Below are 20,092 nucleotides of genomic sequence, written 5' to 3'. Positions count from 1 at the left end.
CTACAAGGCTGGAGCTGGCCGAAATAGGTTCTCGGGCGTTGAACGGGGCCTGATGCGAATGGATCGAAACCAACTGGATGCAGAAGCCTTTTGACGAATAGTCGAGTGCCTTGCAGGGTCTGATTGCTAAGCCCTTCGCTTGCGGCATTCAACACTGTCACTTCACGGGTCATTAATGTCATTCAATGTTTGGTCATGTACACGCTCGACCATCGAGAGCGCGAACATCACAAGACTAGTTCGCGCAACAATATTGGTTGAAGGTTAAGTTGCAGGTTTAGGGCGAGGCCAAAGAGTAGAGGGCACGCCGCATCAAATTGCGGCAAATCGGGCCCGAGCGTGCATGGCGTTCACCAAGGGCGGCCGCGCCGCAGTTAGGTGGTTAAGGATGGATGGTTAGTCGAGTTGGCGATCTCGTGAATGTCATGTCGCGACTGCAGCCACGGAAATGACGCCGGCTTTCTGCGTCTCTCAAACCGTGAAGTCTATAGCGCGCGCCTTTTCCTTCGGCCAAGCAACTGACACACCTCTTGGTCCTGCGGAGCGGTTCGATGGCACCCATCTTATTAAAGAGGAGAGATAGGATGATCGGGACTTCCCCACTTTTTCATGGCATCATCTCGGGTGAGAGACGGCGCAGTCATTCCGATGTCGCGGATCGCGCGATGCGGATCGCGGGAGGGCTTGCTCGGCTCGGCATTCGCGAAGGCGATAGCGTGTGCATTCTGATGCGGAATGAGATCGCATTTGTGGAGGTCACGCATGGAGTTATGCAGCTCGGAGCTTATGCTGTACCGGTTAACTGGCATTTCAAGCGTCAAGAGATAGAGTACATTGTGGCCGACTCCGGCGCGCAGGTGCTGATAGGCCATGCAGACCTTTTGCATCAACTGGAACGTGACGCCTCAAACAAGTTGGTTCTGAGTATAGCGACGCCGCCGGAATTGATAGCTGCTTACAATATCCATCCCGCGCTTCTCGCGATGCCGGGGTTCGCACGCGATTTCGAAAGGTGGATTGCGGATCAGCCGTCGTGCGCGGCTTTGCCTGCAGCCCAGCCGACGACAATGATCTATACGTCGGGCACCACGGGGCATCCCAAAGGGGTACGTCGCGTCCCACCAACCGGCGAGCAGGCCGCGGGATTGGAGGATATACGCGCGATCCTTTATGGGCCGGGCGCTCGCGCGCTCGTCCCAGGACCGCTTTACCACTCCGCACCGAACTTCTTTGGAATCTGGTTCAGCCGCCGGGGCGGCGCGCTGGTGCTGATGCCTCGTTTCGAACCTGAGGAGTTGTTACGCCTGATAGAAGCAGAGAAGATTGACACTATTCTCATGGTGCCAACCATGTTTGTACGCCTTATGCAGCTGCCTGAAAGTGTACGAATGAAATATGACCTTTCGTCGCTGCGCCACGTCGTCCATGGGGCGGCGCCCTGCCCGTCGGAGGTGAAGCGTGGGATGATTGAATGGTGGGGGCCCATCATACATGAGTTCTACGGCTCGACAGAAGCAGGGGCTGTGACGTTTGCGACCTCGCTGGATTGGCTGCAAAAGCCTGGAACGGTCGGCACTCCTTTGCGCCATGTCGAGCTGCGCGTAGTCGGTGTGCACGGACAAGTACTGCCAGCTGGGGAGGTTGGAGAGATTTATTCCTGCAACACGTCTTTCCCGCGATTCACATATCACAACAGACCCGAGAAGCTGGTCGAGATGGATCAGGAAGGCTTTATCGCCTCCGGCGATCTCGGCTTTGTCGACGCGCATGGCTATCTGTTCCTATGTGACCGGCTGCACAATGTAGTGATTTCCGGTGGGGTCAACATTTACCCCGCCGAGATCGAAGCAGCTCTACACATGGTGCAGGGCGTGCATGACTGCGCAGTGTTTGGCATTCCCGATGCGGAATTTGGCGAGGCACTCATGGCAGTGGTCGAACCGCAACCCGGGACTATGCTTAATGTCCTGGACATACGCGAGAAGCTGAAGACGGTCTTGGCCGACTACAAGGTTCCCAGGGAGATCGAGATCCGGACCCGCCTGCCGCGCGAAGACTCAGGCAAGATCTTCAAGAGGCAGCTGCGGGATCCTTATTGGGAGCAGTCAGGAAGAAGAATTTGAGGGATAGAAAAGCGGCGGCAAAAGTCAGCCTTGCAAGAACCGATGTTGTGTAAAAGAAGGGACTTGATCTGACAGTGGGTGCTTTGTCGCGGCAGGTGTCCGACAAAGATTTCATGTCCGACCGGCAACAATTTCGCTCTCGACAGAGCACTTGCGTCAAGCAAGGTTTGCATTCGGCGTCTTGCCGTAGCACCAGCGCCCCTGATGCGGGCGTAACTCATTATAGGCGGTGATCCACTCATCGAGATCGCTCTGCAACGCAGTAATGCTCGGATAGATCTTCTTGCGGAACGCGACGCGATAGAACTCCTCGAGCACGGTGCGGTGGAAGCGCTCGACAATGCCGTTGGTCTGTGGGCTTTTCGTCTTGGTGCGGGTGTGATCGATGTCCTCGACGGCGGGGTAGAGCTCGTATTCGTGATGCTCCGGATTGCCGTAATACTCGGTGCCGCGGTCGGTCAGGATCCGGTTCAGCGCGATGCCCCGCGCATCGAAGAACGGTACCACGCGGTCATTCAACAGCTCGGCCGCCGTGATCGGCGTCTTGCGATCATACAGCTTGGCTAACGCCACCTTGCTGTAGGTGTCAATGAAGGTCTGCTGATCGATCCGCCCGACCCCCTTCATGTTGCCGACATAGAAGGTGCCTGCGCACTACAATAGCCGGGGCACTCGCTCTCGAACTCGCCGTGCGCCTCCTTCTCGGACTTGGCCTTTTCCAACGCAACGAGCTGGGCCTCGGTCAGCACCAGGCCGTCCTGGGCCATCCTGGCCTCCAGCGCCGTCAGCCGCTTCTTGACGTTGGCGAGGTCGTGACGCAGCCACACCGTCCGCACGCCGAACGGGGAGATCGACAGGCCGCGGCTCCTGAGCTCATTGCTGACCCGCACCTGGCCCCAGGCCGGCTGGTCGATCGCCAGCTCAACGACGGCCGCCTCGACCTGCGGCGCGATACGGTTCTTCAGGATCGGTTTCTTGCGGCTGATCTCAATCAGCGCCAGCTCGCCGCCCTTGTCGTAAAGTTCCTTGAACCGGTAGAAGCTGTCGCGGCTATAGCCCATCATCCGGCAAGCTTGGCTAACGTTGCCAAGCTGCTTGGCCGATTCCAGCATTCCGACTTTCGCGCGAATGACCTTCTGTTCCTGGGTCATGGGAACGTCTCCTGTGAGACGCTGCGGGCTGCGCGGGAGCGCCCTTTGGGTGAGCGCTCCTGCTCGCCCGCAGCTCCATTCCCTGCCAGTTCAAACCTCGCCGTCAGATTAAGTCGAAACTTCTACAGATGTTGCGCCCGCATGGGGTCTTTCGGCCAGCTGCGATGCTCTACGCGGAGCGTTCGGATCGCGGCAAGTTCATCTCCTACGGCCCTTGTCAACCGTTCCGAAAACCATCTTTCGGAGTCCCCCTTTTGGGGACAAGGACATTTTGATGACGACCCGCTGGGTGAAGACGCCGAGTGTTCTCGTTGGCCGGTTAGCCTCTATGCGGGGATTGCTTTGGGGCGTCTGTGGCCAAGTCCGCAACTGAGTGGGCGCGCCGAAGAACGACAGACGCTGAACCGCCAACCGGTCGCGGCTCAGCAGGTCAATTATGCTCGACTGGCTCGCGAAGCTGCCCCGCGGCCATGACCAAGCCAAGCCATCAACTACTCCTTAAGGGTTTGGCGAGCTTCACGATGTTCCTCAAAGACCGACGAGTTTGCCTCTCGCGCATCCGACACGTGACCCTGACAGACTTAACGTCAAATCCTCGGGTCCCTTCTCAACTGCACCAGGCGGTCGCCGGCGGCGGTATATGTTAACAGCGGTATCGTCCCCGTTGCGCGTGTAGCCGGCAGCGGGCAGCAAGTTTACCAGTAGGAACCCGGCAGATCAGCTGCCAATGCATCTTCGCTCGGGTCCGCGCGATCCGGCTCAGGCGGATCACCGGTGACTTTCATCGCGTTGTCTTCCTTACGTGCTTGAGACTAGCTAAAGCCCTGCATGCCATGCTCGTCGTAGACCTCGAGCCGCGGCGCCGGGCAAGCCGCCGAACGCAGCACGCGCATCTCAGGCAACCGCGTCACCCTAGCTTTAAATGAAGATCGGATGCGATCCATCGAGATCCTTCCCTGACAGAGATCTTGCTCAATTGGGCTCGCCATCACCATTGCTTAGGTCGAATGCTTCTGCCTTACGCGCAGTTCAATCAACGCAGGAGTGGCGGAGGGGCTCCGGCGCCTAGTGCGCTATGGTCAAGCGGCGAAGAAACACCCCGGCGGCGACAGGCAGCCTCGATCGTATTTCTGAGCAGGCACGCAATGGTCATCGGGCCCACACCGCCCGGGACGGGTGTCAGTGCGCCGGCAACAGTGCGCGCGCCCTCGAAATCCACATCGCCAACCAATTGCTCATTGCCATCGCCTCCTATGCGATTGATGCCAACGTCGATAACGATTGCACCAGGCTTGATCCAATCGCCACGAACGAATCTCGCCCGTCCGGCCGCCACAACCAGGATGTCTGCGCCACGACAGACCGATGGCAGATCCTCGGTCTTGGAGTGGGCTATAGTAACCGTGCAGTTTTCTCGTAACAGGAGTTGTGCCAGCGGCTTTCCGACTATGTTTGAACGACCAACGATGACCGCAGAAAGTCCTGTAAGATCCTTACGGACGCTCTTGATCAAGAGCATACAGCCGAGTGGCGTGCAGGGGATCAAAGCGGAGGCGCTGAGCGACAGGTTGCCCACATTAGTGGGATGAAAACCGTCAACGTCCTTCTCTGGATCAATGGCGGCAGTCACCTTCTGGGCGTCAATGTGAGAGGGTAGCGGCAGTTGAACGAGAATGCCGTCAACGTCTTCGGCGCCGTTCAGGCGTGTGATCAGCGCCAGAATATCACTTTCGCTGGTTGAGGCGGGTAATCTGTGATGAAACGAGCGCAATTCCGCTTCGACCGATTTTCGCACCTTGTTGCGAACGTAAACCGAACTCGCGGGATCATCGCCCACAAGCACGACCGCAAGGCCAGGCGTCACCCCACGCTCCACGAGATCTAGAACGGCACCACGCAACACGGCGTGAAGCTGCCTGGCCGCGGCAGTACCGTCGATCACCACTGCGCTCATTTCGTGTTTGACCGCATCAAAATGCTCATCCAAATACCACTGTGCGATCGCCGTTCAACAAGACCCGGTTCTCCGCGTGGAACTTTACGGCTCGCGTCAATACCGCGGCCTCGACGTCACGTCCGACTGCCGAGAGTTGCTCCGGCGTGAGGGAGTGATCAACGCGCAGGACGTCTTGCTCGATGATAGGCCCCTCATCTAGGTCCGCCGTGACGTAGTGCGCCGTCGCACCGATCAACTTCACGCCTCTTGCCTGGGCCTGATGATACGGCCGCGCTCCCTTGAAACTCGGCAGGAACGAATGATGGATATTGATGACCCGCCCAGACATCTTCTGGCAGACCCCATCCGACAAGACCTGCATGTATCGAGCCAAAACGATCAAGTCGATGCGTTCCCGCTCGACCAGATCCATCAGTTTTGCCTCTTGCGCCAGCTTTGTATCGGCGGTGATCGGCAGGTGATGGAAAGGAATGTCGTAGGACGCAGCAAGGCGGAAAAAATCCTTATGGTTCGAAACGATCAACGGAATCTCGACATCGAGCATTCGGGTGGAATACTTAAACAGAAGATCGTTCAAGCAGTGCCCCGCCCGCGAGACCATAATCATGAGCCGTGGCTTCAACCCGAAATCATGCAATTGCCACGTCATGTCAAACAACTTTCCGACCTCGGCAAACTCCGACTGTAAGCGTGAGGTTCCGGTCTCAGCGAGCGCGTCGAAAGAGATGCGCATGAAAAGTTTGCCGACGCTGCGATCGGAGAACTGAGCGCTGTCTCTGATGTTGCATCCATGGGTCGCGAGGAAACCGGAGACGGCGTGGACAATGCCGGTCCGGTCCGGGCAGGAAAATGTCAGGACGAAATCGGGACGATCTGCTCGTTCTTTTGACGAGAGGAAGACAGACGAACTCCCTGCATCGGGGATTTTGATGGGTGCCGTGTTGATTTCAGACATGACACGCACCGATCAGGAAGCCGCCGCGGACACGGTAACGGCACCTTCGACGTCCTTCACCCGATTGTTCGCCGGATCATAGAACGCGCGCAACGACGCACGTGCGGGCACACGCACGCCGGAAACCTCAATCTCCAATCTTCCGCTCTGCAAGAAGGCCGCATCAACTCCTCCGCCGTCGGGATTCTCGACGTATCCCAGACCAAGAGAAGCTCCAATGCTGTGACCGTACATGCCGGACGTGATGCGCCCAACGAGCCGACCGTCATGCCAAATCGGTTCATTGTGGTAGAGCATTAGTGCGGGATCCTCGACTGCCATGTGGATCATCTTGCGTTTGAGGCCCACCTCCTTTTGACGCAGCAACGCATCGCGCCCAATGAATCCTTGCGGCTTCGACCAAGCAACTGCAAAGCCGAGCCCGGCCTCCAGCGGGGTAACTTCGTCGGTGATGTCGTGGCCCCAGTGCCGATATCCTTTCTCCATCCGCAACGAGTTCATCGCATGGTAGCCGGCGAGACGCATGTCGAATGAAGCCCCCTCTTCGACAAGAACGTCGAATACACCCTGGACGAACTCAGTCGGCACATACAATTCCCATCCCAGTTCGCCGACATAGGTGATACGGCTCGCCCTCACCTTGGCATAACCAAGATCGATGATCTTCGAGCTGGCAAATGGAAACGCTCCGTTCGACAGATCGGCATCCGTCAGCTTGCTCAGCAAACTTCTAGACTTCGGACCCATAACGCCCAGGACGGCGTAGGCCGAACTGACGTCGACGGCCAGCGCCCGGGCACCTTCTGGAATATTGCGCTTCAACCAGGCGAAATCCCTGACTTGGGTGGCGACCGCAGTAACGATGAGGAAGCGCTTTTCGCCTTCACGGGTGATCGTCACATCTGCTTCAATGCCCCCCCGCTCGTTCAGCCACTGAGTATAGACGATGCGGCCGATCGGAACTGAGACGTTGTTTGCGCAAATTTGATTGAGAATGTGCTCGGCATCATCGCCGTCGAAAACGAATTTGGCGAAAGAGGATTGGTCGAACAGTCCGACGTTCTCGCGAACCGCGCGATGCTCCGCCGCGGAATAGTCGAACCAGTTTTGCCGCCCGAAGCTATATTCATATTTGGGCTCGCGCCCCTTTGGCGCATACCAATTGGGCCGTTCGAAGCCCGCGACCTCACCGAAGCAAGCCCCCCGCGAGAGCAAGCGGTCATGTAGCGACGAACGCCGGACTCCTCTCGCCCTCTCCGCCTGCCGGAACGGCCAGTGCATCGCGTACAGCAAGCCAAGCGACTCGACCGTTCGATCCCGTAGATAAAGACGATTGGATTGAAAAGGCATGACGCGCCGTATGTCGACGTCCCACAGGTCCATCGGCGGATGACCATCGACAATCCAGTCGGCGAGAACTCTGCCTGCTCCGCCGGCCGAACGAATACCGATGGAATTGAAGCCTGCCGCCACAAAGAGATTTCGCACCTCTGGCGTCTCGCCCAGCATATAGCGATCGTCCGGGGTGAAACTCTCCGGTCCGTTGAAGAACAACTGGATTCCCGTCTTTGCCAGTATGGGAACGCGACGGATCGCTCCCTCAAGCAGCGGCTCGATGTGATCGAAATCATCCGGCAACGTATCGAACTCGAAACTCTCGGGAATGCCTTCCATCCCCCAGGGCTTTGCAACCGGTTCGAACCAGCCGACCAGCAGCTTGCCGGCATCTTCCTTGAAATACGTGCAGGCGTCCGCGTCCCGCAGCACGGGAAGGTGCTTTTTTATGTCAGGCACCGGCTCAGTGACGATATAGAAGTGTTCGGCTGCGTGAAGTGGGACGATCGCCCCCGCGGCTGCACCGAGGTCCCGCGCCCACATGCCCGCACAATTGACCACAAATTCGGCAGCGATTTCGCTGTCCTTGGTGCGAACACCGACAGCACGACCGCGTTCGGTCATGATCTCGGTTACAGCCGTGCCCTCAAATATCTTCGCCCCACGACTCTTGGCACCCTTTGCGAGCGCATGCGTCGTGTCCACTGGATTGGTCTGACCATCCTTCGGAAGATGGACCGCACCCACAACATCTTCGGTCACCATCAACGGCCAAAGATCGGCCGCCTCCTTAGCAGTCAAGATATTTACTTCCAGCCCAAAACAACGAGCCATTGAGGCCCCGCGCTTCAACTCCTCAAATCGCTCCTGATGACTTGCAATCGCCAACGATCCGATCTGACGGTAGCCGGTGTTTTGACCTGTTTCTCTCTCGAGCTGATCATAGAGTTCGGTCGTGTATTGGGCCAACCGCGTCAGGTTGTGGGTTGCTCCGAGTTGGCCTACCAGCCCGGCGGCGTGCCACGTCGTTCCCGACGTAAGCTGCTTACGTTCGAGTAAAACGACATCCGTCCACCCACGAAGAGTAAGATGGTAGGCAAGACTGCAGCCCATGATACCGCCGCCAACAATGACGACTTGGGCCGACTTCGGGAGATCCGTCACACCTAAAGCTCCTAACGATCTTTCGTGAAAATATTGCATATTTTTTCACAGAGGTGAATAGATTTTTCACATCTGGAGTTTTTTTTCGATGTTGTGGCTTCTATAAGGAATCGGGTAGTCGGGAGCTCATGTTGCAGGCGCTCCAAATGGATTGAGCCCAATCTGGCGGTTTGAATGGTGGCTTGTGGCTACAGGCGGCTGGTCGCGGCACGCCGCCCGCATTGAAGGACGAGAGAGCCCATGGCGATTAGACCGATACGCACAGCTGAGGAATGGGCGGCCTCTGAAACAAAAAGCGGAATGGATTTGGAGGCTGCCGTCGGTAGCCAGATCCGCGAACTTCGGAAGATCAAGAAGCTGACGCTGACCCAGCTTGCTCAGGCCGCCGGCATTTCGGTCGGCTATTTGAGCCAAGTCGAACGAAATCAATCGAAGCTGCCCATCGGTGTTCTGAAGAAGCTGAGCGACGCTCTTGGCGTACATATGAATTGGTTCTTCAACGGGAACATGCAGGCGGCGCCGGGCGAACGAGACATCGTCGTTCGTAAAGCGCACCGCCGCCGATTGACATTCACCGGCCTCGGGATCGCCGAGGAGCTTCTCTCGCCTAACCTCGCTGGCCCTCTAGAGCTGCTCTTGAGTACGATTGAACCGGGGGCCGACAGCGAAGAATACAGCCACGACGGCAACGAGGCGGGGATTGTGATTGCTGGGCAACTGAACCTGTGGGTCGACGGCAAGCTGTTTCAGCTTGAAGAAGGAGACAGCTTCTCCTTTAGCAGCACCTTGCAACATCGCTGCGCAAATCCCGGAACGGTGCCAGCTAAAGTGGTTTGGGTCATTACCCCGCCGCACTATTAGACACGCTGTCGATAAGCGGAGATCCGAGAATGGCTCGAGCTGCAATCAGATGACCCCATACAGATATCATCTCGAAGGAGCATAGAGACCAATCGTTGCCGCCTCTGCCGCCGTTGCAAACAACCGGGCAAGAAAACGGCGTAGGGTCGGGTCGTCGTCACCTAGTCGCGCAGCTTCCTTGAATTGATGATCGCGACCGCTGCATTCGCTCCGGAGCGACCGGGGCATACGATAGAAGCTACACCAGGTCGCGCTGCTTCGTAAGAGAAATGGACCCGCTTAAACGGGCTGGCGATCTGCCCTAATGAAGCGGTGCCTGTTAGCGAAGCATCTCCCTCGCCGGGGCGGCAAACCTGCCTCCGCGAGAACCTTTTCTATAACCGACGACAGTCCTCGCCATTGGCAATGATCGGCGCCACGAAACGAAATGGACACTCCGTCCTAAAAAGGATGCCTGCCAATTTGTCTGGGCGCATTCCGCCTGCGTGCATTGATAGGTCCTCAGCCGGCTGCGCTGCTGGCGAAGTACACCCGAACGCCATTCCCACGTCTCGCAAACGCAAGTCCCGTGCGGACCGAAACAGCCAAGCACACACGTGAAATTCTTGCGTAAAATTTCATGTTGACAGAATTTTTCCGTTGATTTATCGGAATAACTGCTTCGTCGTTTCGATTTTCAAAGGCTCGAAAACGCACTTCGTACCTGGGGCGGTGTGGCAGGCGACGGACGCGCCTGACCGTTGCTGTAATCACCGAGGATTCGCCGACGATGCTGCATTTCGCCCGGGAGCAACGATTACCGGTTACGATTGTGTCCGGCTTTCTGGGTGCCGGAAAGACGACGCTTCTGAACAACATCCTACAGCACACTCGGCTGAAGCTGGCTGTCCTCGTCAATGATTTTGCCGCGCTCAGCATCGATGTGAAGCTTATCGCATCGCAGGACGACACCATCATTTCTCTTACCAATGGATGTGTGTGCTGCAGCATCAAAGATGACCTCTTGAGCTCAATTCTGTCTATCGCGTCTTCGGAGCAGAGGTTCGACGGAGTTTTGCTCGAGACAAGTGGCGTATCGAACCCGATGGCCATTGCGGATGCATTTATGCAACCCGCGGTTTCTCGCCGGCTGAGGATTGATCGCACCATTTGCGTTGTTGATGCCGAAAACTTCCCGAGCCTAAGCTTCGAACATACTGAGCTTGCTATCGATCAGGCTGCGGTCGCGGATTATGTATTACTCAACAAGACCGATTTGATAGCGCCGCGGTTCGCCGACAAAGTGATCACGATACTCCGCGGTGCGTTGCCGACGATGAGAATCATAAAGACGCAGAATGCCATCCTTCCGGCATTTATGCTGCTCGGTGACGGCGACGCAGAGGCCCTCCGGCTTAATCGGAAGGCATCCTTTCGATGCGACCGCGCTGAAAGCCCTTGCCGTCACGAAGGCTGTACCGCCTGCACCGGCACCTCAAGGATTCGTAATCATTCCGGCACGTTTGAGAGTTGGTCCTGGTCAGGCAATGTCGGGAATCAAGCCAACTTCGCTGACATCGTAAAGGCTCTTCCTGCGTCAATCTTGCGCGCGAAAGGTATCGTTCGGTTCTCGGATTTGGCCGATCAGAGCGGCATTTTCCAGCTAATCGGCAAGCGCTCGACGATCGATCTCCGCCCTTCCTTTTCAGGCGATCGCAGAAGCGAGCTGGTGTTCATAGGCGTGCGCGGCGAACTACCAACCGACACACTCACGGAAATGTTTGAAGGGCAGACCAACGGCGCTTGACGCCGGAAAGCCGGCAGGAGGAGCACAGATGGGCGCAGACACAATTTTTCACGGCGGTCCGATAGTCACGATGGATCGCGACCAGATGCAGGTTGAAGCCGTGGCAATATCCAAGGGAAAAATACTCGCCGTTGGATCTTGGGAGGCCGTAAGCCGTCACCGTGGCTCGCAAACAACTCTAGTCGATATCGATGGGCGCACGATGTTACCCGGCTTCGTCGAAGCACACGGTCATCCCCTGCTTAGCGCTTTGTGTTGGGGCGACCCCGTGGTCGATATTCGATCGGTGCACACGCCCACGTACGAGGCGGCTCTCGCTAAGATAAGAAGAAGAGTTAGCAAAGCAAAAGATGGTGAGTTCCTCTGGTTCCTGGGGCTTGACCCCCAGCTCCACGTCGGCGCCAAAGAGCCTAGCAAGGCCGACCTGGACGAACTCTCACCGAACATTCCGATCGCGGTGCAGGTGTCAAACATGCACGGAATTTACCTCAATTCGGCGGCCCTTAAGGCACTTAAAATCACACGCGAAACCCCCGTTGTTCCTGGCGGGAATGTTCGTTGCGATGAGAATGGTGAACCTTGGAAATTTGAGGAGCGCTCGCGCGAATACGTCATCGAGAGTTTCTATGCTCTCTGCGGCGAGCAGCGGGGCGTCGACTCCTTACGGGATTGGCTGTGGAAGTTCTCAAAGTCTGGATATACGACCAGCTCCGAAATGGGCGTGACGCCCATGACCAGCCTCTTCTACAAGAAGACTTTGGAAAGAGAGCAAATGCCCATTCGGGTCTTTTGCTATCAGAGAGCAGTTCCCGAAGGAATCGAGACAATTTCCTTTGAGGGAGGAAACGATCGGTTTGCAATGGCCGGCATCAAGGTGTGGGGTGATGGGTCCGTCCTTATGGGCAACGTGTGGCTGACAAAGCCATACCTCAATAACGAAATCACCCTTACGAGCATGGGTCTACCGCGCGACAGCGTCGGTCACATGAACTACAAGCCCGAAGAGTTGAACCGTATCATACGAGCTTACGCCGCCCGCGGGCATCAAATGTCCGTTCATACGCATGGCGATCGGACTATCGACGCGGTTCTGGATGCATATGAGGCGGCACTCAATGAGTTTCCCGAAGCAAAGCGACCGTTCCGGCTCGAGCATTGCGGAACGTTGCGCGAAGACCAAATTGACCGCTGCAACACGCTCGGAGTGGTGTGTAGCTTCTTCTTACCTTACCTTTATTACTGGGGCGAAGCACTCCGCGACGCGCTCCTTGGACCGGAAGCGGCCGCAAAGTTTGTGCCAGCGGGGAGCGCCGTCCGAAAGGGGATGCGGAGTTCGCTCCACTGCGACCCACCGATGACCTGGCCGCACGCGCTCCTTTGTCTACATCTTGCCACCACTCGCCGAAGCCGCGCAGGAAACGTTATTGGCCCAGATCAGATCATGGATATGGATTCGGCCTTGCGGTCCATAACAATTGACGCGGCCTTCCATCTTAGAAAGCACAACGAGATCGGAAGCATTGAGGTTGGCAAATATGCGGATTTTGTAGTCCTCGACAAGAACCCGCGCGCCGTCGATCCAGAGCACGTGCTTGATCTCAAGGTCCTCGGCACGTACGTCGAGGGAGAAAGAATTTGGGAGTGCTCGGCCGAAGAAGCGCCGAGTGGGCGACAGGCTGCATAGCACAGACGACCATTCCTAGCTGCCGGCCATCAACCCTTCTTCACAGCGAGCAGCTAACCGAAGCAGTAGCGGCAACGATGCGTCGTGAATGGTGGTGCCGGGTGCACGTTACCATCACGAGCAGAATGAACCTTGAGCAGCCGTTGGCTGGCGATCGCATTTGTGACCGCGCATAGTGAACCGGCTCTAACTCGGCGTTGTCATGGCACGGGCTTGGCCATTCCCAACAGATCTTCGGAAGGATTCCAAGGTGGAAAAGACGACCATCTACAGGGCGAAGACCATCCGGACGATGAACCCGTCATTGCCGGTCGCCGACACCGTGGTCGTTCGAGGGTCTCGCATCCTCGAAGTTGGTACGGAAGAGTCAATCCGGCCGTGGTTCCCAGGCCAAACACCTGAGATCGACGACAGGTTTCGAGATGCCGTCCTGATGCCCGGCTTCATAGACCCACATGTGCATCCTGCTCTGGCTTCTATACTCCTTCCCATGCACTGGATCACTGGCGTGGATTGGAAATTGCCTGGGAGATCGCTCGTCTCCGTTCGTGGACAAAACGAATTTCTCAACCGTCTGACCGAGATCGAAAGCCAGCTCTCCGAGGGCGAACCGCTCGTAAGTTGGGGCTATCACGAGTTGTGGCACGGCCCGGTAAGCGGAGGACTTCTGTCACGCATCTCCAATAGACGGCCGATTGTCGTGTGGCACCGCGGCTTTCACTCGCTTTACCTCAACGACGCCGCGATGGCATGGGCCGGAATAACGCGGGAGGATGCCGAAAGGCATCCCCAAGTCGATGCCGAACGACAGCTGTTCTACGAGAGCGGCATGGCCATGGTGCTGGCGCGTTTACGGAGCTATCTCCTCGAACCCGAACGTATCAAGGCTGGATATCGTTCCTTCAAAGACGTCATACGTGCGGGCGGCAACACCACGATCGGTGACATGGCCTTTGGCAAAATCGGCGGCGAAGAGCTGGAATGGCAGCTTTGCCAGGAAGCCTTCGATGAAAACACGCCGTTCAGAGTGCAAATGACTCCCGTTGGAGTTCCCTTCGGAGCGGACTCCGTCGACATCCCTGCGCGTATGGCTCATCTCGAAGCTCTGCGCGCAACGAAAACCGAGCGCGCACACTTCGGCAAATCGGTCAAGTTGTTTGCTGACGGTGGATTCTTCTCCAACCTGATGCAACTTAACTGGCCGGGTCGGATCGAGGGCCAGGATGGCCACTGGATCACATCGCCCGAGATCCTACGCCAGGCTGCCGAAGCCTATTGGGATGCCGGAAACGTCATTCATATTCATACCTCCGCCGACTTGGGTCTAGAACTCGTCCTCGACACGCTCGAGCATCTCCAAGCTCGCCGGCCGCGATTTGGACGCAAGCTCGTCATCGAGCATCTGGGAGTTAGCACACCGGAACAAATTCAGCGTGCGGCCGAGCTGGGCGCCAATGCTTCGGTCAACGTCTACTACGTTCATGAGCTCAGCGACCGCTTTTATAAGCGCATACTCGGTTATGAGAGGGCATCGCAGATGTCCCGGCTAGGCACTTTGACGCGTAACAATATTCGCTTCTCCTTGCACTCAGACTTCAGCATGGCGCCCGCAGCACCACTGGTGAACGCCTGGGTTGCAGTAAACCGCCTGTCTGAAACGGGTAAGGTCATGGGAGAACTCGAGCGCATTTCAGTCGAGCAGGCGATGAAAGCCATCACTATCGACGCCGCCTATATACTCGGAATGGATAGCGAAGTCGGTAGTATCCGCTCGGGCAAAAAAGCGGACTTCGCTGTGCTGGATAGTGATCCGTTCGAAGTGCCGCCGGAGCGCATCCGCGAAATCAAGGTTCTCGGCACCGTTTTTGAAGGAAAGTACTTTCCGAACAGCTTTTAGAGCGCGTCAATGAGTGTGGACGTCATCATAATTGGCGGGTATCTCGGCTCCGGCAAATCAAGCCTTGTCAATCACCTCTTACAAGCGTGGGGCTCCAAAGAGACAGGCGTTATCGTAAACGACCTCGCGCCTATCAACATCGATGCTCAACACGTGATTAGCGAGGCTGGGCTGACGCTCGGCATTCAAGATGGTTGCGTCTGCTGCTCCGTCACCGATCGACTCGGAGAAGCCTTCGATTGGATGACTGCATTTCGTCCGCGACTAAAGCGCATTCTGGTCGAAGCCAGCGGAGTTGGCGACCCTCGCCGCATTTCATATTACAGCCGAGGCCTGCGAGAGTTGAGCCTCAGCGCCATGATTACAGTGATCGACGCTTCAAGTTTCGTCGATCGTTTGAACGACAGGTTCGTTGGCAAACTGGTCCAGCGGCAAATCGAAGCGGCCGACCGGCTGATCCTTAACAAAATAGATCTTGTACACGCAAGTCGGGTGTCCAAGGTCGAAGCGATCTTACGCGAACTCAACCAAGAGGCAGTCGTTGTACGCACCCGTCATAGTCAAGTCGATGCGAGTGCAATCTACTTGCGGGATGGCATACCGATTCTGACGCGCCTTCCCTCAAAAGTTCTTCCTGCCGCGAGCGACGCTGAGCTCTCCGGAACCGCGTTCAGCACCATGGTTCTGCGCACGAAGGATTTGGTCGACCAGTTGGGAATGCGCGAATCTTTGAGCCAGCTGGCAAAAATAACAGAGCGAATCAAGGGTGTCATAGTCACGTCCGAGGAAGCAAACAACAGGTACCTTGTTCAAGTCGCGGCCGGTGACGTTCAGCTAAGCCCCGCCAATCCGTTGGCCGCGTACCCTGAGACTGTGCTGGTGTTTGTCCTCAGCGGTGACAATCCGACTCTTCAAAAAGAAATAATTGAGACGTCTCTCTCCAAGCGCGCCTGTTGGACCAGCTCGGTTATAGGCTAGATTGTCGTGCGAGAGCCTTGCTCATGACGATGTACTTATGATCTGGGCCCATCTTCAGGAGCCGATGCACCGGAATTCCTGGCACCATTTTCCGCATGCGCTGGACAGGCTTTCTCGCTAGGCACTCGTCAGCGACGTTTGCGCTCCCTTCTCGACTGCAATATGAAGTCTAGCCTATTCGATGCATCCGTCTGTGCGTCTGTCCATCTTACTCCGATACGAATGAGGCCCTCTCGGCCTTCACGGATCTAGAGATAAATCGATGCACCTCTTGAACTCGGCGTGTCTCATGCGTATCAGGGTGAGAGGTGATCCAATAATTGCGCACGAATCGAACTGCCGGCAGCACGCGCTTCAACTCCGGATACCGTTGCGCTGCATAGTCGTGAAGGATTCCGACTCCATACCCGGCGCGAATTGCCTCCATTTGCGCGACCACGCTGCCGCATTCGTATTTACGTGACTTAAGGCGACCGAGTACAGAAGCATAGTCTAAGGCGGGGCTGTAGGCCATGTCCTCAACATGCGTTACGAACAATCGGCCGTCCAGTTCGTGCTGGTTTGTGATCGGGCCCTCTCGCGCAAGGTACTTCTCCGCCGCATACACACTTAGTGTGTAATCGGTTAGCTTCGCCAGGATCAGTCGGCCCTGTTTGGGGCGATCCAACGTGATCGCTATGTCGGCCTCTCGCCGCGATAGCGAGAATGTTCGTGGCAGCGGAACCAGTTGGATGACGAGCCTTGAATGTTTCGCAGCAAGCATACCGAGGCGCTCTGCAAGGAAATAGTTGCCAAGGCCGTCAGGTGCACCGACGCGCACTGTACCTGTGATAGCCTGATTCGCGCCGCTGATGCTCGAACTCATTCTGATAAATTCGCTCTCCGCGCGCTCCGCCGCGACCATCAACGACTCGCCTGCCGCAGTTAGAGTGCATCCAGACGTATGTCGTTCAAGCAGCTTAGTGTTCAAACTTCGCTCAAGAGCGGTAAGTTGTCGAGCTACCGTGGAATGATCTAACCTAAGAGTCTTCGATGCCTTCAGGATTTGCCCTGCTCGCGCGACCTCCAAGAACATGCGAACGCGTTCCCAATCCATCGAATATAATTTTTGCACAACGGGCGGCAAATTCGGTCGTCGTTGCACGAATTTATGCGCTGCATACGAACCTCGATCAAGCCCTGTTTAGAGCGATTTTCAATGCAGGTGGCCGTACTGCGGTTGCTTACAATCTCGCGACCGGCGGACAATCGGAAGCACTTGGATTGGCTTCGGCTGAAGACGTCCGTACGGCGGCAGCGGAGGCTCAAGAGCGTTTCCGGCCTCGGCGAACACCCCTCCCTTGCACCGCACGTGAATTCTAGTTGCTTCGCTTAAGTTCTGAAAGATCGGATTGAAGCGCTCGCCGAAGCGAGCGCTGCCGAGCACGGCAAACCGTTCTCGACCGCAAACGAATCCCGAATTGTTCAACCTCAGGATCGACAGCGAAGCCGCGAGAGCCTGCCATCCGTCACGATTTCTAATCGCTTTGGCCGCCGCGCGGCCCTTAGACAAGGTGCGCCGTGAATGGTTTCGCTCCCGGACATTAAGTCGGACTTCCCGAATTGGCCCGACGACGTCGTCGACAATGGCTCCTGAAGCTCGCAAACCAACCGGGGATGGGTTGGCCTCCGCCCGACCCGATGACCGGCCACCGTTGGGAGCTGCTGCTTACGCATCCGATCTCCTGGTGGAAGGACGTGACCTGGACGCGGGAGACCCGAGACTGCAGTTTCGACAAGCTTTCAATCGATGCTCGAAAGACAATGAAGAGCATGTACAAGGCGCTGATCGAAGGCGAGGACAACGGACTCGGCGGCGACAACAGCCTCGCTCGATTTCAACGTCAGCTCGTCATCGTGACACGCACCGGCAAATTCGAAAGGCCCCCGGTGCTCTTTCCGATCGCCAGCGGGTTGAGCCCGCTGGACGGCAGCGGCCACTGCCGGACGGCACGCTGCGGATCGTCGCCCGTGGCGTCAAGGAGGTCTTGTGCAGCTTGGTGATGATGTCGGCGATCGCATCGCCGACGCCGGGGATCTCCGTGAGCCGCTCTTCGGCGATGAGCACATGAAGAGGCATCGCAAGGGCGGCCAGGCTGTCCGCGGCCCGTGAATAGGCTTTTGCCCGGTAGGGATTGCCGCCGCGCTGCGCGTATTCTCGCAGGAGGCTCGCTACCGTGGGACTGTCGAGAGAAGCCACTCAACGAGCCTCCCGACCCGCGCTCGACGATCTCGATTTAGCAAAATGACTTTGAGCGGCCGGGCCATCGCCCGGCGGACAATCGAGGGATCTCTCGAGTTTCTGCGCTGCGCGGAAGTCCTCCAGATGCTGCGTGTTCGGGCCGTAAGCGGCCTCTTTCTTGAGGAGATTGTATATTCGCCCGGCCACGAGCTGCAGATGCTTCATCTTGCCCTGCGGCATAGACCGGGCCCTGCAGAGAGCTCGTACGGCATAGGCCCGGAAGTAGTCGAATGCGTCTGACATGATGTCGGTAAACGCCGGCTCGAGCCTATGGTTCGGTCGAACTCGGTGGGGGGAGGTCCGCGGGCTCAAATAGGAACCTGTGCGCGGCGTTTGGACCGGTTCTCGGGGCAACGCGATGGCCTTGGTGCGCTTCGGAACACGTCACAGCCTCCGAAGTTGGAGGACTCGTTGAGTAAGGTAGGTAGACCGCCCGCCGTCGGCCCAAACCCGGCGGTGGGTTTTTTATGAGTTGTGTAGCGTGGCGAAGCGTACCAAGAAGCCGGCCAGAGAGCCGCAAGCCTCTCGGATGCCGGGGTTCATCTTTCTCCAGCTTGCGGCCCTAAAGCTGAAGGCACCTTCGGGCTCTAGGTGGATTCACGAAATCAAATACGATGGCTACCGTATTCAGCTCCGCATCGACGGGGAGGATCGCCGTGCCTACACGCGCAACGGCCACAACTGGATCAGCAAGTTTTCGAGGATAGCCGGCGCCTTCGACATCGAAGGACAGGCGATCGTAGACGGCGAGGTCGTGGTCATTCACGACGAGCGCACGAACTTCTCCGAGCTGCAGGCAGATCTAGGCAGAGGCGACCAGGACCGGCTGATCTACTTCGCCTTCGATCTGCTGTGGCAGGACGGCAGAGATCTGCGCAAGGAGCCGCAGATCGAGCGGAAGAGGCTGCTCAAGCAGTTGATGGAGGAGCATAAGCTCAATGAGCCCATCCTTTACAGCGAGCATCACGAAGGAGATGGGCAGGCGCTCTTCTCGGCCGCCGGCAAGTTGAATTACGAAGGCATCGTTTCCAAGCGCGTGGACGCGCCCTATCGGTCGGAGCGGGTGGAGGCCTGGCAGAAGATCAAGGTCGTTCAGAAGGGCAAATTCCCTGTGGTCGGCTTCATCAAGGACCCCTCCGGCGTGGCCGCCCTCTATTTGGGCAAGAAGGAAGGCAAGGACTTGGTCTACATGGGCAAGGTCGGCACGGGATGGAGCCGGACCACGTCAGCGCAGATCCGGAAGGCGCTCGATACCGTGGTAAGCCCGAAGCAGAAGCTGACGAAGACCATCAGAAAGCCAAAGGCCACCTGGGTCGAACCCAAGTTCTACGCCGACATCGAATATCGGGACATCACCTCCGAAGGCCTGCTTCGCGCCAGCTCGTTCAAGGGTCTGAGCAAAGGAACGCACCGTTCATAGCTGCGTTTGCCTCCGAGTACGTGGAGTACCGGTCATGGATCCGGAGGAGCGGGTGCCGAGGGCGGTGGCGGAGGCTCAGGCGTCCTGGCTCGCCATATCGAGCCTGGCCCCCGGAGATTGCGAGCAAACCATCGATCGGCTGCTGGGCGTGCCCGATGACGAATGCAGGCCGTCGAGGAATCGAAAATGGAAAAGCCCACCGCGGAACAGCTCGCCGAGCTGAAGAGGCTCAGCGCGATAGCGAGAGCACCTGATGAATCGGAGATCGTGACCTCGAAGGAGGAGGCTGAAACACGAATCCGCGACCTGAAGTACAAGGCCAGGATGGAATGATGCCCGACAAGCCGATGAATGGCGTGGAGCCCGAGCGTTCGGAAGACGATATCCAGCGCGAAGAGCTGGGCCCGCGCGGTGTCCCCGGAATAGAAAGCCCCGCGAGGATGGCGCCTCAGCGGGAGAAGAAGACGCCGAAGGATGTCGATCCCGGACATACCGCATGA

Annotated in this window: 14 protein-coding genes and 2 pseudogenes; 9 read left to right on the top strand and 7 right to left on the bottom strand. The window is 57.3% G+C overall.

Annotation, left to right across the window (positions count from 1 at the left end):
- Nucleotides 1-584: 584 nt before the first annotated feature.
- Nucleotides 585-2,123, top strand: a complete 1,539-nt coding sequence (locus tag ACTEK7_RS35115) for an acyl-CoA synthetase (RefSeq protein WP_225130671.1) — start codon at nucleotides 585-587, stop codon at nucleotides 2,121-2,123.
- A 131-nt stretch (nucleotides 2,124-2,254) separates the two neighbouring features.
- Here the strand turns inward: ACTEK7_RS35115 and ACTEK7_RS35110 are convergent.
- The 4 genes and pseudogenes from ACTEK7_RS35110 to ACTEK7_RS35095 form a co-directional block, all read right to left on the bottom strand.
- Nucleotides 2,255-3,274, bottom strand: a pseudogene (locus tag ACTEK7_RS35110) (IS481 family transposase); the annotation flags it as partial.
- 1,033 nt (nucleotides 3,275-4,307) lie between these two features.
- Nucleotides 4,308-5,228 carry a bifunctional methylenetetrahydrofolate dehydrogenase/methenyltetrahydrofolate cyclohydrolase FolD gene (gene folD, locus ACTEK7_RS35105; protein ID WP_225130725.1) on the bottom strand — a complete coding sequence of 307 codons (921 nt, stop codon included), beginning with the start codon at nucleotides 5,226-5,228 and terminating at the stop codon, nucleotides 4,308-4,310.
- A gap of 25 nt (nucleotides 5,229-5,253) precedes the next feature.
- Nucleotides 5,254-6,186 carry a formyltetrahydrofolate deformylase gene (gene purU / locus ACTEK7_RS35100; protein WP_225130669.1) on the bottom strand — a complete coding sequence of 311 codons (933 nt, stop codon included), beginning with the start codon at nucleotides 6,184-6,186 and terminating at the stop codon, nucleotides 5,254-5,256.
- Between the two features lie 12 nt (nucleotides 6,187-6,198).
- Nucleotides 6,199-8,685, bottom strand: coding sequence for a GcvT family protein (locus tag ACTEK7_RS35095; protein ID WP_225130667.1), 2,487 nt, complete (start codon nucleotides 8,683-8,685; stop codon nucleotides 6,199-6,201).
- Between the two features lie 240 nt (nucleotides 8,686-8,925).
- Here ACTEK7_RS35095 and ACTEK7_RS35090 point away from each other — a divergent pair, with 240 nt between their 5' ends.
- The 5 genes from ACTEK7_RS35090 to ACTEK7_RS35070 all read left to right on the top strand — a co-directional run bounded on the left by ACTEK7_RS35090 (nucleotide 8,926) and on the right by ACTEK7_RS35070 (nucleotide 15,891).
- Complete coding sequence (locus ACTEK7_RS35090; RefSeq protein ID WP_225130665.1) at nucleotides 8,926-9,546, top strand: helix-turn-helix domain-containing protein; 621 nt, start codon at nucleotides 8,926-8,928, stop codon at nucleotides 9,544-9,546.
- Between the two features lie 769 nt (nucleotides 9,547-10,315).
- Nucleotides 10,316-11,332, top strand: a complete 1,017-nt coding sequence (locus ACTEK7_RS35085; RefSeq protein WP_225130663.1) for a CobW family GTP-binding protein — start codon at nucleotides 10,316-10,318, stop codon at nucleotides 11,330-11,332.
- Between the two features lie 28 nt (nucleotides 11,333-11,360).
- The gene (locus tag ACTEK7_RS35080) at nucleotides 11,361-13,016 is read left to right on the top strand and encodes an amidohydrolase (protein WP_225130653.1); all 1,656 of its coding nucleotides are present in this window, start codon (nucleotides 11,361-11,363) and stop codon (nucleotides 13,014-13,016) included.
- Nucleotides 13,017-13,266: 250 nt separating this feature from the next.
- Nucleotides 13,267-14,913, top strand: coding sequence for an amidohydrolase (locus ACTEK7_RS35075; RefSeq protein ID WP_225130651.1), 1,647 nt, complete (start codon nucleotides 13,267-13,269; stop codon nucleotides 14,911-14,913).
- 9 nt (nucleotides 14,914-14,922) lie between these two features.
- Nucleotides 14,923-15,891, top strand: coding sequence for a CobW family GTP-binding protein (locus ACTEK7_RS35070; RefSeq protein WP_225130649.1), 969 nt, complete (start codon nucleotides 14,923-14,925; stop codon nucleotides 15,889-15,891).
- A 208-nt stretch (nucleotides 15,892-16,099) separates the two neighbouring features.
- Here the strand turns inward: ACTEK7_RS35070 and ACTEK7_RS35065 are convergent, their stop codons facing one another.
- The 3 genes and pseudogenes from ACTEK7_RS35065 to ACTEK7_RS35055 form a co-directional block, all read right to left on the bottom strand.
- Complete coding sequence (locus ACTEK7_RS35065) at nucleotides 16,100-16,987, bottom strand: LysR family transcriptional regulator (protein WP_225130647.1); 888 nt, start codon at nucleotides 16,985-16,987, stop codon at nucleotides 16,100-16,102.
- Between the two features lie 915 nt (nucleotides 16,988-17,902).
- Nucleotides 17,903-18,130: pseudogene (locus tag ACTEK7_RS35060) on the bottom strand (DNA polymerase/3'-5' exonuclease PolX); the annotation flags it as partial.
- Nucleotides 18,131-18,337, bottom strand: a complete 207-nt coding sequence (locus ACTEK7_RS35055; RefSeq protein ID WP_225152502.1) for a hypothetical protein — start codon at nucleotides 18,335-18,337, stop codon at nucleotides 18,131-18,133.
- A gap of 316 nt (nucleotides 18,338-18,653) precedes the next feature.
- On the opposite strand from ACTEK7_RS35055, the gene ligD reads away from it, so the two are divergent.
- From ligD to ACTEK7_RS35040, 3 genes are all read left to right on the top strand, one after another.
- A complete protein-coding gene (gene ligD / locus ACTEK7_RS35050; protein WP_225130645.1) occupies nucleotides 18,654-19,592 on the top strand; it encodes a non-homologous end-joining DNA ligase in 939 nt (312 codons plus the stop codon).
- 186 nt (nucleotides 19,593-19,778) lie between these two features.
- Entirely contained in the window at nucleotides 19,779-19,925 is a 147-nt protein-coding gene (locus tag ACTEK7_RS35045) for a hypothetical protein (protein WP_225130643.1), read from the top strand.
- A complete protein-coding gene (locus tag ACTEK7_RS35040; RefSeq protein ID WP_225130731.1) occupies nucleotides 19,925-20,092 on the top strand; it encodes a hypothetical protein in 168 nt (55 codons plus the stop codon). The genes ACTEK7_RS35045 and ACTEK7_RS35040 overlap by 1 nt, the downstream gene beginning before the upstream one ends.

The sequence above is a fragment of the Bradyrhizobium sp. JHI2711 genome, assembly GCF_056156565.1.
This window is presented reverse-complemented; position numbering and strand designations above follow the sequence as displayed.